The sequence below is a fragment of the Planktothrix tepida PCC 9214 genome, assembly GCF_900009145.1.
Classification (GTDB): Bacteria; Cyanobacteriota; Cyanobacteriia; order Cyanobacteriales; family Microcoleaceae; genus Planktothrix; species Planktothrix tepida.
The window spans coordinates 659,326-678,906 of the sequence record NZ_LN889782.1; the positions used below are offsets into that span (position 1 = coordinate 659,326).

The window sequence follows — 19,581 nt, forward strand, 5'->3', positions numbered from 1 at the left end:
GGGGAGTTAATTGCGTTTTCGCAGTTGAGTAACAATATCTTGATATTTTTCAGTGGATTCTGAATCAAGATTTGTCGGGTTTTTAGCAAGGGCTTGCAAAATTTTCTGACAATTTTGACAACGATTTCCTTGCCAACAATAGCAATCTTTAACCAAGTTTAGCAATAAATTTTGCAATTGTTGATTTTGATCTAACAACGCTTGATAATTCCGTTGAACCGATTGAATGACTAAGAATAAATGCTTAAAGTCTTCCCCGATGTTTTCCAAATCCTGCATCGTATCTTGACGCACTTGATTCGTTAATTCACAGGTTTTCATTAATTGATGCTCAATGGAATTAGGAGGGTTTAATTTGATCGTTTTTTTCATGTTTTCCTAGAACGAAAAAATCGCAGTGATGATACCCAGCTTTTAAACATCGGTAAAGTTCTATAACACCTGTTATAAAAACCGATATTGTAAGGACGGGAAAAATACCTAGATTGATAGAACCCGTCCTCACCTAATGTTGGGGTAAATTCCCCTACAATACTTACGCAGAAACTTGAGTTAAAGCCGGAGGTAATGCGGTATCTTGTCCTGAATTTAACATCAATTCAGAATGTTCTTCTCCTTTGGCATAAGCCACCATTAAACAGGCAATTTCATGGGGAGGTAAGTTATCTAAACACACCATTTTTCGGGTTCCTTCCAAGTCAATCATCCGCGATAAATTACTGGGATCTGATAAAACTGCCGCCGCTTGTTCCACCACAGACCAATCAGTCCGTTCCTGCCAAGACCATTTTAAACTATAATAATTAATGGGTTTTACGACTCCATTCTCATCGGGTTTTTGACCGGAATGCTTGGTAAATTCAGGAACAAAAATTCCCGTTGCAGGTTCAACACCTCGCGCTTGAACAGAAGCCACTAAACGGTTAAAATCACTTAATCCCCGTGATTTTAAATACGTCACCATCACAACCCCTTTTGGCAGTTCTCCTGATTCCGCGACAAACCAAATTTGACCCCATAAAGTATGTTCTGTTTGTCCTAAACTGCCAAAAAATTTGCTAAACTTAAGAATGGTCATGGAACATTTAGAACCATAATCTGTATCCCCGATTGTCCACTGTCCCGCCTGACAATTATTGCGAACTGAAATGGGGATTTCAGGAACTAATAAAGCTTCTTTGGGTTTGGCTCCAAAAACGGTAAAAGTTGCTTTTTCTAATGTTTTTGTCATTTTATTTCCCTTTATTTTCTGAAATTTAGACGCAATTTTTCTGGATTAGGGCGAGTAATTTGAGTTTAAATTTCCTCGCCCTAATTTTGTTTTAATTCGGTAATATTCTATCGAATTAAATGGGATTGTTTTTCCGGTTCAGGATAGGAATACAATGCCTCTTGTTGAGCTTTAAGAATGCGTAAAGCTGCTAACAAATGCTCTAATAAATGGGTATGAGCGGTGGTAAAATGAATACTAAATCCTTCCCCATCCCGTGCATAACCCGGACATATTAACGATGCTGAACCTTGTTCTTCATGGGTAGTAATATAAAGCCAATCATCGTCTTCTAATTTGTAGTGTGTATCTGTCCAAGTTCTGAGCATGGCAGTTTTCCTCCTGTATGGATTTTGGGTTTTTGATCAAAACCTCAATCCCAAATTGATGGGGTTAGTACACTACCTGATCAAGGTTGAATGATCTCGATGGCTGCAACAAACGCTATGGGAGACGTTTGGGTATTGAACTTTTGTTCAACTAACCCTATCTTAGTCAATGTTGACTCAATCGTCAAGTCTGAGATCAAAATTTTTTACCTTGATTTCCCAATCTCTACCTTCTTCCGGCGTGTAAGCAGTAGACTGGTTGTAGCGGGTTGAAATTTTCTTCAAACCAGCGTATTATGGGAGTCAGGAGGAATGTATTGTGGAACAAACCTTTGGAAAGCTAATTCGTCAGGCTCGTAAAGACAAAGCCTACTCACAGCGTCAGTTAGCGGCGTTGTTGCAAGTGGATTTCACCTATTTATCGAAGCTAGAGAATGATCGCGCGGACTACCCGCCTAAAGAAGATGTGATTCGGGGGTTGGCGCGGAATCTGGGTTTAGATGAGGAGGAGTTAATCTTCTTGGCGGGGCGAATCCCTCAGCATTATGAGACATTTCTCAAAGAAAATAATAAGAGCATGACGGCATTATTCCGCCGAATGCAGGAAAATCCCAACTTTGCCCAACAAATTTTTGAGGCTGTCCGGGAGGTTGAATAAGTGAGTATCCTAAAGCCGTACCGCTTTTATCGTCGAGAGTCGATTGAGCGTCGGGCAAATGAGATTTTGCGACGGATGCAAACCACGCCAAATTTTGCCCCAGAGTGGCCGTTTGAGGCTTCTTTCGTGGCAGATTTCCTCGATTTAGGAGTGGTGTGGGATTGCATTCCCCCCGATGAACAGGGGGCGATCGCGGCTCGAATCTTGCCAACGGAACGACTCATCGAAATTAATGAGGAAATTCAAGAAAAACCCAAGGGCTTTATTGAGTCTACTATTGCCCATGAAATCGGTCATTGGGTATTACATATTAATCATGATCAATTAGAGTTGGGAGTATCAGAATCTTCGGACAATCAATCGGATGAACCCTTTGTTTGTCGAGGTGCTACGGTGGAATCTCATCTCGCTTCGATTGAATGGCAAGCACAATATTTTGCCAGTTGTTTATTAATGCCTCGCCATGTCTTAGATGAAAAACGCCAAGGTCGAGATTTAACGCAATGGCGACACCTTTATAAAATTAAAGATGAGTTGGGGGTGAGTATTTCTAATTTAACGAATCGTTTACAAGAATTGGGTTGGATTTCTATTCCCAAAGGGGAACGCACAATCTACCCCGGAAAAGCCGCTTAACCCCTCGTTCCAAGGCTCCCGCCTTGGAATGTTATTAAGGAGGCTCCGCCTCTTTTTCGTGGGTGGTAAAGTTATTAATAGTTATGTATAGGCGATCGTACAAATTTAAGATAATATAATTGAAATCCCGAACTATGAATACAGTTCAATTACGCCAAAAAATCGAAAGCCAACTCAATCAACTTTCACCCGAAAGACTTACTCTAGTGAGTGAGTTTCTCGATTCTATTCAGTTAGCAGAAACTATTGAGTCCTCTTCATTGCGTAAACTATCCCCTATTAAAAGAGGTAAAACAGCTAAAGATTTACTAAAATTTGCCCAAACTTGGCAGGGTGATGATCTGGAAGACTGCCTAAATTTTGTACAGGAGACTCGCTCAGAAACGCAATTTTAAGCCCATGCCTTATCTACTGGATACAAACCACTGTAGCTATATTATTAATGGAAACTCTCAAGTAATTAATGCCTTAAATGATCATGTAAATGACGTTATTGGTATTAGTATTATTACTTATGCTGAACTGCTTTACATGACTAATAAATCGCTGAAAGCTGTGCAGAATCGGATCGCCGTTGAAGCCTTTTTAACTAATGTTGACCTGTATTTTATAGATGAAGAAACTGCTATCATTTATAGTGGTATTAAAGCATCAGTATTTAATCAATTTGCTCCAAAAGATAAAAATAAACGTCGCCACACCAGCATGAGTCACTTGGGATTTACCGACCATGACCTTTGGATTGTCGCCACAGCGATTCAACACGAACTAACCTTAGTTTCCACCGACAGTGACTTTAAACGAATTAACCAAGTTCAGCCGTTTTCTTGGGAATCATGGATGTAATATTCCAAAAACTGAGTTTCTAGGATAACTTTTGCATCCTCACTAAGATTTTGTTCAGGAACCCAGTTTTATTCCCCCTATTTTAACCCTTTAATATTAACCCTAACGCTCGATTAATAATCTCTTGTTTATTAACAATTTTTTCTAATTCTTCCGGTTGATAACGTCCTTCTTCAACTTCTAAAGAAGCTTGATCAATCGCATCAGGATAAGCTGCTTCTAACGCTTCGGCTAAATCTTCAGAATTCAGGTAATAGCCTCCTGCTTTCCGACGTTTATTTTTTCGTTGAATTTGTCGAATAGAATTGCGGATAGAGATATCCCAAGAGCGAGTTGTTCTATTTTCCGCTTGTTGTTTAATTAAATGCAACAATAAAATAATACTATAACTAATAATATTATTAATCTTGTCATCTCGGCTCATTTCTTCCAATTCTTCAACAACAGCTAATGATCCAGCAATATCCCCCTTGAGGAGAAGATCTTTTAAGGTTAACAGTTCTTCCATAATTCTCAATTTAATCTGAATTAAACAACAGGTTCAATAAATCGTTGATTAGCTCGAATAAAAAACGCTCCCCCTTGATAAGAAACGACTAACCAAGGTTTACCGACTGAATCAAATTTAATCGGATAACGATATTCAGGATGGAGCATTAACATCGTACCTGAGGGAAAAGTCATATCGATAGAATAATTAAATCCGGGGCCACTCCGAGCATTTAAGGTTTTAGAACAAGTGACGCGCCATTGTTCCCAATTACCCTGAATAAAATCTCCTAATTCATTAGGGACGGGAGGAAGTTTATTTTCAGCAGAATAGCCAGAATTTTGATTAACATCCGTAGAATTTTCAATTGCAGCTACGGCTTCTTGAAGTTTGAGACGAGTTGCCTCTCCAATCATCCCATCAATGGCTAATTCCATTTCCTCTTGAAAGGCTTTAATCGTAGCTTCTAATTGTTCATCAAAGGGCATTCCAAACCGCCCAATATTATAACCTAACCGTTCTAACTGATATTGAATTTCTCGAACCTTAGCCCCTAATGCACCGCGCTTTAAAATCATGCTTAAATTCTCCTCTCTATGTTCCGGTTTTGTGTTAGGCTATGGGAATACTAAACAACAGTTAACACTATCTTCTCTATCTTAAATCATTAGTTTAACCGAGTTAATAAAAATTATCTTAATTTCTGCGATGATCAATGAGGTTAACAGAATGGAAAGACGACAATTTTTAAAATTTGTAGGTCTTGTTGGAACATCAGCGATCGCAACCTTGGGAACTCAAGGATGGGTTGCAAAAAGCTTTGCGACTTCCCCCTCCCCAAAACGGTTAATTGTGATTTTTCTTCGGGGTGGAATTGATGGGTTAAACGTGGTGGTTCCCTATGCTGAACCGGAATATTATGCCGCCCGTCCTGTGATTGCCATTCCCAAACCTGGAACCGAAAAAGGGGTCTTGGATTTAGATGGTTTTTTTGGGATTCATCCGGCTTTATCCCCCCTGATGCCTCTCTGGAAACAAGGCAATTTAGCTTTTATTCATGCGGTAGGTTCTCCGATTTCTAATCGTTCTCACTTTGAAGCCCAGGATCAGTTAGAAACGGGAACCCCCAACAGTCAAAAAACCCCCGATGGATGGATGAATCGTTTATTAGGGGTGTTACCCGGACACACTCCTGTTGAAGCCGTCAGTGTGGGAACTGTGATTCCGCGAATCTTATCGGGTTCTCAATCCGTTGCCAATATTACCCTCAATTCTAATAGTACCCGCGAACTCCCCATTGACGGAGAGCAAGTGAAGGCTGCCTTTGATCAACTTTACGCGAGTAACGATGCTCTGAGTCTAGCTTATCGAGAAGGCAGAAGCGCCCGTGAACAACTGCTTAAGGAATTAGACGCGGAAATGGAAGCCGCTAACCAAGGAGCCCCCTTACCCAAGGGATTTGCGGGGGAAGCCCGACAACTGGCGAGTTTGTTAGTTCGAGATCCCAGTATTCAACTGGCGTTTATGGCTTTGGGAGGATGGGACACCCACATTAATCAGGGGGCAGCTACCGGAGTCTTAGCGAATCGTTTAAATCCTTTAGCTGAAGGGTTAGCGGTGTTAGTGGAACGGTTGGGAGAGGTTTATCGGGATACAACCGTAGTGGTCATGTCAGAATTTGGGCGCACGGTTCACGAAAATGGCAATGGGGGGACGGATCATGGCTATGGGAACGTGATGTGGCTGTTAGGAGGGGCAGTTCAAGGGGGAAAAGTTTATGGTAAATGGCCCGGCTTAGCGAAATCTGAGTTATTTGAACAACGGGATTTAAAGGTAACAACCGACTTTAGAGAGGTAATTGCTCAGATTTTATTGAGTAATTTTAAACTGAATTCCGAGCAACTGCTTCGAGTGTTTCCGAACTTTACCCCGTCTCAAACTCTAAAATCCTAATTCCATGTTAGAAGATCAGCAAAATTTGGTAAATTATTAAAATATTCTAAAAAACACAGGGTTCTCTGCTGAATTGCTGATTCCTTCTATACACTTATACAATTGGGTTTCATGGCGAAAAGTTCGTGGCGATATCATTTTTCTAAACACACAGTACGAATCCTGAAATCAATTTATTTAATGGTTTTGGGCATAGGGTTAACAATTTTATTATCCGCCTATCCAGGTATTGCGATTCCCCCTCAACTGTCCCCAGAAATTCGGGGTGTTTGGATGACAACAAATGATAGTGATATTGTGCGAGATCATGCGAAATTACAGGAAGCGGTGAATCAATTAGCCCGGTTAAATTTTAATACAATTTATCCCGTAGTTTGGAATTCAGGTTATGTGTTTTATCCGAGTGGAATAGCTCAAGCAAAGGGGTTTCAACCCTTTATTCGTCGAGGGTTACAGGGACAGGATGTTTTAGCGGATTTAATTACCCAAAGTCATCAAAAAGGGTTATTAGTAATACCTTGGTTTGAATTTGGATTTATGGCACCCCCCTCATCCGAATTAGCTTTAAATCATCCCCAGTGGTTAACCAGTCGCCAAGATGGAAGTTTAACTTGGGAAGGTGTGGCGGGGGAAGTGGTTTGGTTAAATCCATTTCATCCCCAGGTACAACAATTAATCATCGATTTAGTTGTGGAAGTGATGACTTTATATCCAGTGGATGGAATTCAATTTGATGATCACTTGAGTTTACCCATTGAATTTGGTTATGATCCCTATACGATTAAGTTGTATCAACAAGAAATGAAAGCATCCCCTCCCAGCAACCCGAAAGATGAAGCTTGGGTGCGTTGGCGGGCGAATAAAATTACAGAATTTGTTGAAAAATTGCGTAAAGCGGTAAAAGCTAAAAATCCTAAAGCAATTTTTTCTATTGCTCCCAATCCCTATCATACTGCTTATAATAGTCATCTCCAAGATTGGGTGGGTTGGGTGAAAAAAAATCTAGTTGATGAGTTAATTGTTCAGATTTATCGTCCAGATTTACCGAGTTTTGTTAGAGAAATAACGAAAGCAGAAATTAAAGAAGCCCAGAGTAAAATTCCAACGGGAGTAGGGATTTTAACCGGGTTAAGAAATCGACCCATTGGGATGAATCAAATTCAAGCGAAGGTACAAGCCGCCCGTCAAAATGGCTTAGGATTTTCGTTCTTTTTCTATGAAAGTTTATGGGATGAAGCCCCGGAACCCATACAGGAACGACAATCAAAATTTCAAACCCTATTCTATTATCCGGCTTCAAGGGCTTTTTTGAGATAAAAATTAATCGTCAGTATCTCTTGTTTAATTTGTAGCAAACATTTCAGGATTTTATATTATCCCTCTTTTATCACTTTGAGGAAAAAGCCGGATTTGACTTAGGTTGAAAGGGCGTAACTTCGTTCAAATTCCCCTTGGTCATAAAAGAGGGATTATTTTAATCAAAATTTTCGGGTTTGAATTGAACTAAAATTACTTTTCTGTTAAATTTTCTACCCCATCCCAGTTAGCAGGTAAGGGGGTTTTTAACCAATGTTGACAGCGTTGAATATGTAGGGTTGCGGCTGAATCTTCGGGAGTCAGAGATAATACGGCTGCAAACTTGCCTAATGCAGTGGTAAAATCTCGATTCAAATAGGCTTTGCGTCCTGCTTCATAAAGGGCGATCGCTTCCAATCTTTGATCAGAAATAACAGCCGATTTTTCCCCAACTAATTCATAGAGAGAAACAGGTTGGGTTTTGCCTTTAACCCGAACAATATCTAACTCTCGAACGATTAATTGCTCTGCACAAAGCTGATAGGTATTCCCACTAATAATAATATCACAATTATAGCGTTTGGTTGTTCCTTCTAACCGCGACCCTAAATTAACATCATCCCCAATCACTGTAAATTCCATCCGTCGAGAATGACCAATATTTCCACTAATAGCATTTCCTGAATGAATCCCAATTCCAATGCGAATAGGAGGTTGTTTTTGAGCCAGTCTTTGCTGATTAAATTGGATTAAAGCTGACCGCATATCTAAAGCTGTTTGTACCGCTTTCCAGGCATGATCTTCTAAGGGAATCGGTGAACCAAAAACCCCCATAATGGCATCCCCCATATATTTATCTAGGGTTCCTTTATGATTAAAAATCGGTTCAACCATCACATTAAAATATTCATTCAGCATCCCAACAACGGCTTCTGCGTATTCATAAAAATCAAAGGGAATATTAACCTTTTCCTTAGAACGGGCAACTTGACCAGCAATGCCTTGATTCAGAGGAATTCTAATTTCTAAAGAGCCTTTTCCTTCATCTTTAGCAATTAATGACCAGAGTTCATTTTGGTCTTCATCCAGCAAGAAAACCGTTGTCCGATCTGCGCCTAAAAGTTCTCCAATTTTTAGGGTAATTGCATTTAGCATTTCATTGAGAAAGGCTTCAAAACTATGATTGCTCACCCGCAACATTGCTAAAGTTTGGTACACCGTTTTAAGCTGTTGCTCAACGGACTTCATTTCCGTGCGAAAATTGCTGGGTGTCAGAGGTGCAATAAACTCTGAAATCCTCAAGGTTTGTGGAGATAAAGCAACTTGAGTGGAAAGGTTCATCGTTTTGCCCTGATTAATAAAAAATAAAGAGGTAAATGGGAACTATAGCTCATCTCTCTAAATCTAGTATATTGACATTTTCCAAAAATAAAAGCCTAATCCTTCATCAAAAAAAATCATAAAATTCAAGATTTTTATTACCAGAACCCCCTGATTATTCATAAAGTTCATAAAATTCATAAAATTCATGGTATTTTAAAAGGGCATGGGGCGTGGGGAGAGAGAAGGGAGATGATTAACGTCAACAAAAACGCACCCGAGTGAATCTAACCCCTGATAACTGATAACTGATAACTGATTACTGATTACTGAACGCGAACTTCGATGACTGTCCCGTTGAAGTTGTATTCTTTGCCGTCGAGTTCAACAGTGGTGCCGACTTTGATTTTGATATTCCCTAAAACCGGGCCATTTTCGGTGATTTGACCTTTTCCTTCTAAGGTTAAAAGCAGATTATTGTTAAACAGAACATCAGCAGTGGGGTCAGGAAGGGGCTTCAATGTTCCATTGGGTTGGGTAACGGGGATAATTCTAGGTAAAAATTCTATATTTTTCAGCGTTACTTGACCATAGGGTTGATTCCGAATAATTAAGTTAGTTTTTTCTCCTGTTTTAAATAATTCTTTGGCGTTACGGCTTTTAAGTCCAACAACCAGAACATCTACTTCCACAGGACGGGTGGTGACACCAACTTGAGCGACAGAGCCCGATGTACCCGGGTAAAAGAAAATACCAAAAATTACCAGTAAAATAACGAAAGCAGCACCAAAATCGAGAATGCTAATTTTACCGAAAAGACGGCCTTGAGAATCTAAAATTTTCATAGGATAATTATTGTGATTTTTAGGTAATTGCCCGGAAAAACTCAAGGGAGCAGTAACCCGGAACATGACTTTGGGTGAAAATGACCCTCAAAAATTTTAAATCTAAAGGCGATAAGAAGCCAAAATGGAAGTAAAGATTCTGTTTCAATCCCCCCAGATATCTTTTGACTGTTGAGGGTAAAATCCTCTGCTCCCTGCCCCCTACTCTCCCTGCTGAGACTTGCTATATGTGGTTACACTCTCCTAACAGGCCTTGCTGGTTTCCGAGCAAAACTTTTACACTTTTCACCAAGGGCCTTAATTCCGGTCTGACTCAGAGGTCGTTGCAAAATTGGGTAAGACATCCAGTGAAAATGCCAATATGCTGGTAGTAAGAGAGGGTATTACCCCCCAGGTATCTTAACCCTTATCTTGCCCTAGATGATTTGCGGAGCCTCCACAAGACCCCAGCGCCCAACCTGATTCCAGCTAGCCCTAACCCAAATAAGCCCTCTATGTTTATTCCCTCAGTTCGTCAAGCTATCAACCGCCATCCCTTAACCACGACACCGGAAACCCCTGTGGAAGAGGTTATTTTGTTGATGAGCCGTACCGGTTCCCCCTCGGTTTTGATCATTGAACCAGCCGATACTCCCCAGCAGAAACCGACGATTGTAGGGATTTTTACAGAACGAGATATTATTCAGTTAAATTCTATTGGAGATTCTCTCAAGGGATTTCCCATTTCTCGAATTATGATTCGGTCATTTCTAACCGTTCGAGAATCGGAAATCAACGATATTTTTACAATGATGGGGTTATTAGAAAAACATCAAGTTCAACAAATTCCTATTGTGGATGATCAAGGAGGATTAGTCGGGATCATCAGTCCCCAAAATTGTTTACAACTTTCTTTCCGAGAACGAAGCAAAACACCACGACGTTTACCCGATATTCCTGTAGGAGTTTCTTCCCACCTTCTCGACCATCTTTTTCTGCCCGATCATTTAATTAAATTAAATCAACTGGCTCCCCTACGAACCTCTAAAATTGTTCAGGTGCCTGGAACAGCAACAGTACGGCAATTAACCGAATTAATGTTGCAATATGGTGTGGATGAAGTGGTGATTACTGAACCCATTTCTTCTAATTCTCCATTAAAACCCGATCAGACTTCTAAACCCAAATCTGAATCTAAATCGGTGGGAATTGTCACCCGTCATGACATCATTTCTATTCAAGCTTTAGGACTGAATCTCAAAACCCTTAAAGCTAGTAGTATTTGTAATACCCCGCCTCTAGTTTTGCGATCGCACGTTTCCCTAAAAACGGCATTAATCTTAATGCGGAAATATTATTATCAGCTTCCTATTATTTTAGTAGATGATAAAAATAATCCGACTACTGTAATTTCTCCTCAAACCATTTTGCTGCAAGTGCTTCAACCGAAGTCTATGCACAATATGCTTTTAAGTTGGCAGCATCAAATTCAGGAGACTTCAAAAGTAACTCCTTCTGACTCTGGGTCTGTATGTTGTGAAAACTCATCCTTAAGTAATGAAGCCATTGAAGCTTTAAAATCTCATCAAGAAGGGATTTATAATTGGAATTTAAAAACTAATGAAGTTTTCTATTCTTCTCAATGGAAAGCAATGTTAGGATATCAAGAACATGAAGTTAAAAATATTTTAGAGGAATGGTTAAGTCGGATTCATCCTGAAGATTTGAATCGAGTTAAAGTTGCTTTAAAGGATTATTTTTCTCAAAAAAATCATGAATATCTGACAGAATATCGCATCCGGTGTAAAGACGGTGAATATAAATCGGTACTCAATCGAGGTCAAGGATTTTGGAGTGAACAAGGAGAACCCCTGCGCTTAATTGGAACTCAAATTGATTTAACCTCTTCCCTGTTAGAAAAGACTTCATCTCCTCCACCCCCACCCAATCGAACTCTTGATGATAATACCATTGATCGCTTAAAATCCGTAGTTTTTAAAACGGATATTCACGGAAATTGGACGTTTTTAAATTCCGCTTGGACACCGTTAACGGGTTTAACCGTAGAAAATAGTTTAGGGACATCATTTTTAAACTATATTTATTCTCAAGATCGGACAAAAGCGAGTCAATGGTTTGAATCTTTAATGTTAGGTCGCTCCCAATCGAGTCAACAGGAAGTCCGGCTTTTAGCATTTAATATTAAAGAACAACAACGTACCGGACAGCGTTCTCAACCGACCACGCGACGGATTTTAATTTCAGCGCAATTGCTCCTAGATACACAGCAACAGATTACAGGACTTATCGGAACGTTACATGATATTACAGAACAGTTTCAAGAATTAGATCAATTAAGAGAACGAGAAGTTTTAATTCGTCAATTTTATGAAATCACCCTGGGAAGTAATCGTGATTTTGAAACCCGAATTAATGCCATTTTAAGCATGGGTTGTCATCGATTTGGGATGGATATTGGGTTACTAGGACGAGTTTTTGCAGATCGGTATGAAGTCATTTCTTCCTATTTGAGTGATGATTTTCCCTTTGGATTTGCCAAGGGAGATACCTTAGCCATTGAACAAACCTTTGAATGGGAAGCGTTAAAAACCGAAGAAGTGGTTTGTTTAGAATCCATTAAACAATCAACCTGGAAAGATCATCCTGCTTATCAAACGCGACGGTTAGAAGCTTATATTGGCATCCGAGTGATGTTGGGAGGACGAATTTATGGAACGTTGAGTTTTATGAGTCGTCACTCACGAGCACCGTTTCAAAGCTTAGATTTAGAGATTATTAAATTAATGGCAAATTATATTGGAAATGAGATTGGACGAGAAAAATCTCAAGAAATTCTTCAACAACAAAATCAACATTTATTATTACTGAAACAAATCACCCATAAAGTTCGTTCTAAATTAGAAACTCAAGAAATTTTTCAAACCACAGCGACTCAAATTGGTCGGGTTTTCGGAGTCAATCGGTGTTCCATTTATACTTATCGATCTGATCCCTATTCTCACTTATCTTGTGTCGCAGAATATCTGGAATCTGGCTATGATTCAACCTTGAATTTTGAAATTTCTGTCACCTATAATCCGTACATTGAAAAACTCTTAGCGGAAGATGCTGCGATCGCTTCTGTCGATGTTTTTACCGAACCTTTATTAGAATCTTCTGCTCCCATGTGTCGGCGCATGGGATTAAAATCCATGTTAGCAGTTCGTACCTCCTATCAAGGAGATGCCAATGGCATTATTATGCTGCATCAATGCGATAAAATGCGCCAATGGATACCCGAAGAAATTGAATTTTTAGAAGATGTTGCGAATCAAGTGGGATTAACCTTAGCCCAAGCTAAACTGTTAGAAGTAGAAGTCCAAAATCGTCAACAATTAGCGGAACAAAATAAAGCCTTAGAAGAAGCGAGATTAGCGGCGGAAGTCGCCAGTCGGGCTAAAAGTGACTTTCTAGCCACCATGAGTCATGAAATTCGCACGCCGATGAATGCGGTGATTGGGATGACGGGCTTATTATTGGATATGAATTTAACGCCTGAACAACAAGATTTTGTGGAAACCATTCGTACCAGTGGGGATGCGTTACTCACGATTATTAATGATATTTTAGATTTTTCTAAGATTGAATCGGGTAAATTAGATTTAGAAAAAAATCCCTTTAAACTTCGAGATTGTTTGGAAGAATCTCTAGAATTACTTTCAGCAAAAGCTGCCGAAAAAGGAATTGAAATTGCCTATTTAATTGACCCTTCTACGCCGCAGATGATTTTAGGAGATGTCACAAGACTACGCCAAGTTTTAGTCAATTTACTCAGTAATGCAGTTAAATTTACCGCCGAAGGAGAGGTTGTCGTGATGGTGAAAGCTACGGAAGTGAAAAATATTCCGATTAACCTCACGTCTACCCCAACAATTGCTCACAAAATTTATGATATTCAGTTTGCGGTTAAGGATACGGGTATTGGAATTCCGGCTGATCGTATGGATCGTTTATTTAAAGCTTTTTCGCAAGTGGATGCGTCCACTACTCGTCAGTATGGAGGTACGGGTTTAGGATTAGCAATTAGTCAACGGTTATGTGAATTAATGGGCGGACAAATGTGGGTGGTCAGCCGATCTTTATCCAATTCTAACACTGAAACTCAACCCTTAATGTCTACAATCAGTGGGAATCCTCCAGAGGATTTTGTTGAGGCGTTAGAGTTAGATTCGGGTTCAACATTTTACTTTACCATTCGGGCTGAAGCTATCCCCAATGTTGAAACAGATGAACTCTCTAATTTCCTGGCTGGAAAGCGTTTATTAATTGTTGAAAATCATGGCATTAATCAAACGGTTTTAATTCGACAAGCGAAATCTTGGGGAATGATTCCTGTTTCTGTTAAAACCGGACAGGAAGCCCTGAATGTATTAAAAAAGAATCCTGATTTTAATTTAGTCATTTTAGGGATGAATTTACCGGATGTTGATGGAATTACCCTAGCTAAAAAAATTCGAGATTGGGAACGGGACAATGCCGAAATTTTCCAAGAACAAAAACCTCTGAATATTACGTTCTTTAATTATGTTGTGAATACCGATCTCGTTAAACAAGTCGAAAATACTCAAATTAATTGTGCTGGCTTTATTAATAAACCTCTGAAACAATCGCAATTTTATAATACATTAATTCAAATTTTCAGCCAACCCCTTGAAAGCGTTCTTAAATCTTCTGCTAAATCCTTTGGGGTGGGATCATCCAATTTATTATCGGTTCCAGCGTCCAATAATTTACGAATTCTCCTGGCTGAAGATCATGTCGTTAACCAAAAAGTTGCTATTCAAATGTTACAACGATTAGGTTATCGCGCTGATATTGCTGGGAACGGATTAGAGGTTTTAGAAGCTTTAAATCGTCAATATTATGATGTCATTTTGATGGATGTTCAAATGCCCTTAATGGATGGATTAGAAACGGCTCGTCGGATTTGTCAAGACTATGTACAAAGTCCCGAAAATCGCCCCCCTAAACCTTGGATTATTGCCATGACAGCCAATGCAATGCAAGGCGATCGAGAAATGTGTTTAGCAGCAGGAATGAATGATTATATTACTAAACCCGTGCGGCGGGAAGAACTGGCAAAAGCTTTATCTCAATGTCAACCCTTCTCTCCTGAAAATAGTCATGAATCTCCCATCAATTCATCAGACTTTTCTCTCAATGGATCTTCTAATTCTTCAAAAGAAAAAGAAAGTTACACGAATGGAAATCAACCCTTAGAAAAATCTCTTATCCCTCCAGAGTTTGTCGCTTTGGACTCTTCCGCCATCGATCAACAAGTGTTGAAAAATCTCCGAGAATATGATGATGAAGATGATCCCTTTGTTAATACATTAATTCAGGATTATTTAGCGGATGCGCCTGAAAAAATTGCCCAAATTCAAACCGCGATCAGAACTCAAGATATACAAGGATTAAAAGAAGCTGCTCATACCTTAAAATCCAGTAGTGCTCAATTAGGTGCCATCACATTTTCTGAGTTATGCAAAGAGTTAGAATATATGGGACGGGTTGGTATGGCCGCAGAAAATGGCTCTAGGACTGAATGTTTTACATCAGGAAGTGCGGCGGCTGGCTTCTTAAAGATGGAAACAGAATGGTTACGAGTCAAAGCGGCTTTAGAACAAGAATTAGCCAGGGAAGCCATCGGAATCCAAAATTAAGAAGGATTGATTGGGGTAAAATAACTATTGACGGTTTTCCCTTCATTCTTTAGGATTAAATGATGAGGAAAAAATGAGCTTGACCGTTGGCAAGAGGTTTAGCTGTCGTGATACCATTAGGGAAAAAAATATCGAAAAATTTCCTCAATCTTTGATCATTTAATTGGATTACCTATTTAATTCTAAGTATGATTCCTGTGATTCTGGCTGGTGGAAAAGGTGAACGGTTTTGGCCCCTGAGTCGGAAACATCGACCCAAACAATTTTTGAGTTTAGATGGGAGTGGCGTTAGTTTATTACAAGCAACCGCAGAACGGTTATTACCCTTAACCGATAGTTGGGATGGGTTATGGGTTGTTACCTCGGCTTTATTAGAGGCGGGGGTTCAAACTCAATTACCTCAATTACCTCACGCGAATATTTTAGCAGAACCCGAAGGACGAGACACCGCCCCCGCCTTGGTTTGGACAACTTTAGAAGTGGCAAAACGCTATGGAGAAGAGGCTGTTGTGGGGTTCTTTCCGGCGGATCATTGGATCGCGGAACCGGAAAAATTTCGCCAAACTTTAAAAGCCGCAGAAGAATTAGCAAAAACCCAAGATGCGATCGTGACATTAGGGGTAAAACCCACCTATCCTTCAACGGGATATGGTTATATTGAACAGGGAGAAAATATTGGAAATTTTGCTGGATTTCCGGCTTATAAAGTAGCCCGATTTACAGAAAAACCGAATCGAGAAACCGCAGAAGAATTTTTAGAAACGGGACGATTTAGTTGGAATGGAGGGATTTTTGTTTTCCGTGTGGGTGTCGTTTTAAAAGAACTCAAAACTTATGTTCCTGAATTAGTGAGTGCGTTAGAAGCAAAAGGGAAAGAGGCTTATCCCGAATTGAAAAAAATTAGTATTGATTACGCCTTAATGGAAAAAACACAAAAAGCTTGTGTTTTACCCGTTGAATTTGGATGGGATGATTTAGGAGATTGGAATGGATTAGAACGGTTATTGGGAGGAGATAAACCCAATGTAGAAATTGTTAAACACGTTGGGTTAGATACGAAAGGGGCAATTTTATTTAGCTCTAGTGATGAAGATGTGGTGGTAACGTTAGGGATCGAGGATTTAGTGATTGTTCGGGATGGAAATGTTACCCTAATTGCGAAAAAAGACCGGACTCAAGATATTAAACAGGTGTTAAAAATCTTAGGGGATGAATCAGAATATCAGAATTTGCTGTAATGATTCCAAAGCCATGAAGTAAGCACTGACGGGGTTATTACCCCGTTAAGGCAATGGATGTCTATAATCATTCTCATCCCTTATTTCTGTTTAAGTAATATGAAATCCACTTATGAACGCTACATCAGTAGTACCGTTAACGAGGCTCAAATCCTTAAAGGACATTGGGGGATTTAGAATCAATACCATTGGGTAAAAGGGGAACTGTTTCCCCTAAAATCTTGAAAATCATCGGGTTTTAGAGCGGTAGAAATCTAATAATGTGAAAGAAAAAGTTAATAGACTAATCGCCACTAGAACAACTATCCCCAGAATCCCCAGAATCCCCCCAGGAACAACTATCCCCAGAATCCCCAGAATCACTATCACCGTAGTAACTATCGCCATAATAGTCACTACTATAATAACTACTCCTTCTTCTTCTAGGTCGTGGAATACATTTTTTCGTTAATTCTTTCAATATCTGATCAGCAGCTTGTTCTTGACCAAGAGGAACAAAAATAGAGCGAGTAATCTCCCCAGTGGGTTCATCTGCAAATAAACGAGTTGTCAAAACAAAATCTTGATCGGGTTCGGAGTTCGGTAATTGATAAAATAATTCCAACTTTAAGACTCGTTTTAATAAATTGATGCCATATAAATGATAGGGTGTTCCTTCCCAGCACCAATATTCACCATCTGCATAAAACCCATTTTCACCAATATAAACATCACAAATATTTTTGCTTCGTTTGGCTGATTGAAAAATTCCGGCTATAAAAAAGGCTAATCCGGTTCCGAAGCCAATACAGATCTCTACTCCCAATAAGTTAATCAGATCTTGAAACCCATTTCCCGTCGGATGATAATGAAATTTTCTCCCGTTTAAAATTTCAATGATTAGAATAAAAATTATTATAAACGGAGACCATAATAATAATATCCCCAGTCCTTCTAAAAAGATATGAGATGCAATCCATTTTCTATCTCGTTCAGTGTATTCCCAGCGATACCAATAGTTGTTAGAGTCGATAGGAGCGTTACCACTCCTACCTCTCCTTCAGAACCGTGCGTGAGATTTTCACCTCACACGGCTCCTTGATAATTTCACCTTTGTTATAGGTACGATTCAAAACGGTTGGTGGTCATAATTCTCAACTGTTGTTTTAGTTAAAGAACCATCACTAGCCGTTTTTGTGTCGTGACAATGTTTGTGTAAAAGTTGAAGGTTATCATAGGTATCTTTTCCACCTAATGATATTGGTTGAATATGATCAACTTCTACCATGTCTGTACTTGTGAAATACAGACCACAGTGAGGACAAATACCCTTTTGTTTCTTGATTAGTTTGGAAACTCTGTTAGGGGTTTCAGGATATTCGCCTCGGCGTTTGCTCCAATAAGTCCAGTCTCCATTAAATGGACTAGCCTCGCCTTTAACCTTTGTATGCCTTACGATTGGCGTACTGCTATGGGTGAGTAATTCTAATCCATCTTCTGTACTGAAACACCAGTTTCTGTCTCCTACTGTTCTCCAGTATTTGTCTTTATTGATGTTCCCTTTTCCCCTCGTTTTTGCCCATGCTCTCAACTTGTTGTATGTTAGAGAGTCAACCTTCTTAAAGATTTCTTTACTAACAACTGTTGAGTAATAGTTTGACCAGCCTTTAATGATCGGATTTAGCTTACTAATTAGAGCAGCTTGTAGGGCGGTTTTATGATTGTCTATTACTTCAGTTATTTTGACAAGATGAGTTTTGATTTTGGCTTTTGAGGGTGTGATTAGTGTTGTAAAACCTAGCGGTATTCCATTTCTACTGCTTGCACTTCGATAGTTTCCTACTTTGTGTTGTTGTATATGGAATCCTAAAAACTCAAATCCAACATTTCCATCAATTTCATTGAGGGTATGAGTTATTTTTGTTTTGCTTGGTTTTAATTCCAATCCCAAATCACTTAACCAGTTAGCAATTATCTCTTGACAATTTTTGACAATGTTCAAGTCCTCATGGATTATCACAAAGTCATCCGCGTAACGGATTAGGCTAAGGGCGCAACGGTTATCCCGTTTACTCCCTTTCAGAGTTTCTGCATATTGCTTAACTCTTTCTTCCATACCATGTAGGGCAATGTTCGCAAGTAAGGGTGAAATTACTCCCCCTTGTGGTGTACCATCATGGGTAGGAAAGAGTTCTTTTCCGTCCATATACCCTGCTTTGAGCCATGCTTTAATTAAACGGCTTAGAGTGGGGTATGTGTGTATTTTGGAGAGTAACGCTTTATGGTTGATGCGGTCGAAGCATTTTGAGATATCAGCATCGAATACGAATTTGGGTTTGCTTCTAATGCTGAGGAATATTGCTCCGATTGCATCATGACAGGAACGTCCTGGTCTAAAACCGTAACTGTTTGGCTCGAAGAGTGCCTCCCATTCTGGTTCTAACGCTAGTTTGACTAACGCTTGTAATGCACGGTCGTCTATTGTGGGTATTCCTAATGGACGGGTTTCAGTTGTTCCGGGTTTGGGAATCATTACTCTACGAGTAGGTTTTACCTTACCTGTTAACTTTAATCGTCCTACAAGTCTCCTCCGTTGTTTTGGGGTTAGAGATTTAATTCCATCCACCCCTGCGGTATTTTTACCTTGATTATCTTGTGTTACCCGACGAACCGCAATACATTTTGCTGACCAAGACCTAATCAGGGTCTTCTGAAGTTTACGAACTGCTTTAACATCGCCTCGTTCACTCGCTCGAAATATTCTCTTTTGCAACTTAAAAGTCACCCGTTCTAGCTTGCGCCAGTTGATGTCTTTCCATTCCACCGTCTGATTTTTATTCAGCGTTTTAGACATTTACATTGCTACTTGTTCTATTTCTTTGGAATTACCGAGTATCTGTCTGCATATCCTTGTCATTACAACAAGGCATTCGCTTTTGATACCATCCCTCCCCTAGCTATCATTCGTTAGCTACTTACTGGTTATCTATCTTTTACCAGAGATAATTAGGGGTTACTT

Annotated in this window: 16 protein-coding genes and 1 pseudogene; 8 read left to right on the plus strand and 9 right to left on the minus strand. The window is 39.5% G+C overall.

Features of this window, described 5'->3' with window-relative positions; translation table 11 throughout:
• Positions 1-6: 6 nt before the first annotated feature.
• The 3 genes from PL9214_RS05860 to PL9214_RS05870 all read right to left on the minus strand — a co-directional run bounded on the left by PL9214_RS05860 (position 7) and on the right by PL9214_RS05870 (position 1,599).
• On the minus strand, positions 7-372 hold the full coding sequence (locus PL9214_RS05860; protein WP_072717876.1) for a hypothetical protein: 366 nt from the start codon (positions 370-372) through the stop codon (positions 7-9).
• 163 nt (positions 373-535) lie between these two features.
• Entirely contained in the window at positions 536-1,231 is a 696-nt protein-coding gene (locus PL9214_RS05865) for a hypothetical protein (RefSeq protein WP_072717877.1), read from the minus strand.
• Between the two features lie 107 nt (positions 1,232-1,338).
• Positions 1,339-1,599, minus strand: a complete 261-nt coding sequence (locus PL9214_RS05870) for a hypothetical protein (RefSeq protein ID WP_072717878.1) — start codon at positions 1,597-1,599, stop codon at positions 1,339-1,341.
• Between the two features lie 319 nt (positions 1,600-1,918).
• Between PL9214_RS05870 and PL9214_RS05875 the strand changes: the two genes are divergently transcribed.
• The 4 genes from PL9214_RS05875 to PL9214_RS05890 all read left to right on the plus strand — a co-directional run bounded on the left by PL9214_RS05875 (position 1,919) and on the right by PL9214_RS05890 (position 3,739).
• Complete coding sequence (locus PL9214_RS05875) at positions 1,919-2,257, plus strand: helix-turn-helix domain-containing protein (protein WP_072717879.1); 339 nt, start codon at positions 1,919-1,921, stop codon at positions 2,255-2,257.
• Positions 2,258-2,893, plus strand: coding sequence for an ImmA/IrrE family metallo-endopeptidase (locus PL9214_RS05880; RefSeq protein ID WP_072717880.1), 636 nt, complete (start codon positions 2,258-2,260; stop codon positions 2,891-2,893). It abuts the gene before it with no gap.
• Between the two features lie 134 nt (positions 2,894-3,027).
• Positions 3,028-3,288, plus strand: coding sequence for a hypothetical protein (locus tag PL9214_RS05885; RefSeq protein WP_072717881.1), 261 nt, complete (start codon positions 3,028-3,030; stop codon positions 3,286-3,288).
• A 4-nt stretch (positions 3,289-3,292) separates the two neighbouring features.
• Positions 3,293-3,739: a type II toxin-antitoxin system VapC family toxin gene (locus PL9214_RS05890; RefSeq protein WP_072717882.1), complete on the plus strand. Its 447-nt coding sequence runs from the start codon at positions 3,293-3,295 to the stop codon at positions 3,737-3,739.
• Positions 3,740-3,821: 82 nt separating this feature from the next.
• Here the strand turns inward: PL9214_RS05890 and PL9214_RS05895 are convergent, their stop codons facing one another.
• A complete protein-coding gene (locus tag PL9214_RS05895) occupies positions 3,822-4,247 on the minus strand; it encodes a DUF29 family protein (RefSeq protein ID WP_072717883.1) in 426 nt (141 codons plus the stop codon).
• Positions 4,248-4,267: 20 nt separating this feature from the next.
• Positions 4,268-4,807, minus strand: coding sequence for a peptidoglycan-binding protein (locus tag PL9214_RS05900; RefSeq protein ID WP_072717884.1), 540 nt, complete (start codon positions 4,805-4,807; stop codon positions 4,268-4,270).
• Between the two features lie 151 nt (positions 4,808-4,958).
• On the opposite strand from PL9214_RS05900, the gene PL9214_RS05905 reads away from it, so the two are divergent.
• Positions 4,959-6,182 carry a DUF1501 domain-containing protein gene (locus PL9214_RS05905; RefSeq protein WP_072717885.1) on the plus strand — a complete coding sequence of 408 codons (1,224 nt, stop codon included), beginning with the start codon at positions 4,959-4,961 and terminating at the stop codon, positions 6,180-6,182.
• Between the two features lie 111 nt (positions 6,183-6,293).
• Positions 6,294-7,499, plus strand: coding sequence for a glycoside hydrolase family 10-like protein (locus tag PL9214_RS05910; RefSeq protein WP_072717886.1), 1,206 nt, complete (start codon positions 6,294-6,296; stop codon positions 7,497-7,499).
• 192 nt (positions 7,500-7,691) lie between these two features.
• Here PL9214_RS05910 and PL9214_RS05915 read toward each other — a convergent pair whose 3' ends face one another.
• Together PL9214_RS05915 and PL9214_RS05920 are read right to left on the minus strand one after the other, a co-directional pair.
• Positions 7,692-8,819: an adenylate/guanylate cyclase domain-containing protein gene (locus tag PL9214_RS05915; protein WP_072717887.1), complete on the minus strand. Its 1,128-nt coding sequence runs from the start codon at positions 8,817-8,819 to the stop codon at positions 7,692-7,694.
• 305 nt (positions 8,820-9,124) lie between these two features.
• Positions 9,125-9,643, minus strand: coding sequence for a DUF4330 domain-containing protein (locus PL9214_RS05920; RefSeq protein WP_072718680.1), 519 nt, complete (start codon positions 9,641-9,643; stop codon positions 9,125-9,127).
• Between the two features lie 494 nt (positions 9,644-10,137).
• Here PL9214_RS05920 and PL9214_RS05925 point away from each other — a divergent pair, with 494 nt between their 5' ends.
• Complete coding sequence (locus PL9214_RS05925; protein WP_072717888.1) at positions 10,138-15,345, plus strand: response regulator; 5,208 nt, start codon at positions 10,138-10,140, stop codon at positions 15,343-15,345.
• Positions 15,346-15,533: 188 nt separating this feature from the next.
• A complete protein-coding gene (locus PL9214_RS05930; protein WP_072717889.1) occupies positions 15,534-16,583 on the plus strand; it encodes a mannose-1-phosphate guanylyltransferase in 1,050 nt (349 codons plus the stop codon).
• Positions 16,584-16,866: 283 nt separating this feature from the next.
• Here the strand turns inward: PL9214_RS05930 and PL9214_RS05935 are convergent, their stop codons facing one another.
• Positions 16,867-17,388: a hypothetical protein gene (locus PL9214_RS05935; protein WP_072717890.1), complete on the minus strand. Its 522-nt coding sequence runs from the start codon at positions 17,386-17,388 to the stop codon at positions 16,867-16,869.
• A 223-nt stretch (positions 17,389-17,611) separates the two neighbouring features.
• A pseudogene (ltrA, locus tag PL9214_RS05940) lies at positions 17,612-19,416 on the minus strand (group II intron reverse transcriptase/maturase).
• Between the last annotated feature and the right edge of the window lie 165 nt (positions 19,417-19,581).